The following is a 2,712-nucleotide window of genomic DNA, read 5'->3' as shown; positions in this document are numbered from 1 at the left end:
TGCAAGTATACCTTTCCGCGGGAATAAGCCAAGACGCTTCGCCGGGTTGGTACTCATGATTTCGCCAAAACGGTACAGATTCATGCCCCGGACCGTGCAGCCCTCGTAGAGCATCAACGGGACACGGAGCTGAACGCCCGGCATGCCTGCGTAGGCATTCCAGATGTTGTCCGTGACCTTTTCCCGAGGGTAGATGCCGGCTGCATGATCGGTCGTCACATAGTCGATGGTCCCGTCCAGCAGACCCGCCCAGAGCACTTCGTTATCATAGCGGTCGCGCAACGGCGGCGTGCACTTGGCCAGACTGCCCAGGCGCACAAAGTCCTCTCGGTTGAGCAACAGGTAGTGTGGGCAGGTTTCGGTCGTGGCGTCGATGCCCTGACCCTTGGCTTGCCGGACAAGGTCGACACCTGCGGAAGTCGACATGTGGACGATATGGACACGCGTATGCTCGCGTCGGGCGAGAGCAAGAACTGTGGAGACCGCGAGAGGTTCTGCATCGTACGTGCGGCCGTCCTTGTACGCCAGGGGGTCCGAACGGCCCTCCCGAATGATCTTGTCGGTGTAGTACGTGGCAAGGAAGTAGTCTTCGGCGTGCACCGCCACCAGCATGTTGAAATCGCGTGCAGCCTCGAAGAGCATCACCATCTGGCGCGTATCGAGGCGCGGATAGGTCTGCATGCCCGAGATAGTATAGGCCTTGATGCCGACGACGCCCAGCTCCTTGAGTTCCGGCAATAGTCGGCGGAAGGCGCCGCTGTCGATGAAGGTTGGGGTCGTTCCGCCCCAGAATGCGTAATCGACGTAGGCCTTGGACTCGACAGCTCTCATTTTGGTTTTGAAGTTGTCGGGCGTGGTCACCGGCGGAAGCGATGTGCACGGCATGTCGACGATGGTGGTGACACCGCCGGCGGCAGCTCCCATCGTACCGGTGCCGAAGTCCTCACGTTCCGTGAAGCCGGGATCGTCGAAGTGGACATGTCCGTCGACTCCGCCCGGCATGACAAAGAGTCCATGCAGGTCGATGGCGGCGACTTCAGCCGGAGCAGGCTCACCGAGTGCGGGAGAGAACTTCTCGATGATACCGTCTGTGACCAGAATGTCGACTGCCAGGAGCGTGCCGTCAGGCTGTGCTATCTGAGCGTTCTGAAAGAGCTTCTGCATGGTAAACCTCCCTTAGATGAACAGACTGACAACTTTGAATTTCTCAACGTCGATCAGGCCAAAATCCGTGATCTTGAGCTTTGGAATGACTGGAAGAGCCATGAATGCCAGTGTCATGAACGGATCGTCCAGCGGACAACCTGTTGCGTCGCGCATGATCTTTCCCAGATCATCCAGACGGACCGCGACCTCAGGTACGGACAGGTCGGACATGAGACCGCCATACGGGAGAGGGAGAGAACCGACAACGTGTCCGTTGTTCGTCACCGCGAGGCCGCCACCGATGAAGGCGACCTGCTGTACGGCCAGCAGCATGTCGCGGTCGGTAACGCCGCACACGACGATATTGTGGGAATCGTGGGCAATCGATGACGCCACCGCTCCCTGTTTCATCTGGAAGCCGCTGATGAACGCCACGCCCACGCGCCCGGTAGCGTGATGGCGTTCGAAGACTGCCACCTTCAGGACGTCCTGATCGGTGTCCGACACGACATAGCCGTGCGTGTCGACTCTTGCGTTCACGCGGCGCTCGTCGGTTACAACCTGATGGGGTATCAGCTGCAGGACTCGCAGCTGCTTGCCCGGCTCGGCCTTGACACGCAGGCTCTGGTAGGTAGGAGTGGCAATGTTGATGCTGTTCTTGATGCCGTAGCTCCTCGAAGGATGCCCGTCGTCGGGGCCCAGCCAGGCACCGTCCCTCGCTACAAGTTTTCCCTTCGCGTAGGTGGATGACGGCTGGACGTGCTGCGGGTCCGGGAAGATGATGAAGTCGGCCCAGTAGCCGGGGGCAATGGCACCTTTGCGGGAGAGGTTGTAGTGAGTGGCCGGGTTGAGCGAACCAAGGCGTACGGCGGTCGGGAGGTCGATCCCCGCTTCAAGCAGCAGGTTGACTGCATAGTTGATATGCCCTTCCGCAACCAGGTCGGACGGGTGCCGGTCGTCTGTCGCCAGCATGATGCGGTGCATGTTCTCTTTGGTCAGCAATGGGATCAGGGCTTTCACATCCCGTGTCACCGATCCCTCGCGCATCATGATCCACATACCGCGAGCCAGCTTCTCGCGGGCTTCATCCGCCGTCGTGCATTCGTGGTCGGTAGAGATACCAGCGCCGATGTATGCCTCCAGGTCTCGCCCAGTGATGAAGGGCGCGTGTCCGTCGATCAACTGTCCGTCGAAGGCGGCCAGCTTGGCCAGGACTGCCGGATCCCTGAACAGGATGCCAGGGTAGTTCATGAACTCCGCAAGACCCAGGACTCGCGGGTTGTGGCTCAGTTCCGACAGCCGATCGGCGTCGAGTGACTCGCCGTTCGTCTCAAGGTGCGTGGCCGGGACACAGGAGGGAAGCATGAAGTAGAAATCCAGCGGAGAGTTGCGCGTAGCCTCGAGCATGAACCGGATGCCGCGTGCTCCAGCGACGTTGGCGATCTCATGCGGGTCTGCGATCACTGCGCCAGTGCCACATGCGAGCGCCACCTTGGCGAATTCGCCGGGGACGACCATGGTACTCTCGATATGCATATGACTATCGATGAAACTGGGCGCAGCATA

At 60.0% G+C, this 2,712-nt stretch carries 2 protein-coding genes; both read right to left on the bottom strand.

Annotation, left to right across the window (positions count from 1 at the left end):
- The coding region (locus tag SMC5_RS10045; RefSeq protein WP_119120594.1) for a dihydroorotase at positions 1 to 1,164 on the bottom strand (1,164 nt) is incomplete at its 3' end.
- Between the two features lie 12 nt (positions 1,165 to 1,176).
- A partial coding sequence (gene ade, locus SMC5_RS10040; protein WP_119120593.1) for an adenine deaminase occupies positions 1,177 to 2,712 on the bottom strand: 1,536 nt, incomplete at its 5' end.

The sequence above is a fragment of the Candidatus Cryosericum odellii genome (assembly GCF_003570935.1).
In the GTDB taxonomy this organism is placed as follows: domain Bacteria; phylum Caldisericota; class Caldisericia; order Cryosericales; family Cryosericaceae; genus Cryosericum; species Cryosericum odellii.
Note: the sequence above shows the minus strand (reverse complement) of the source record. Positions and strands in the feature narration are given on the sequence as shown.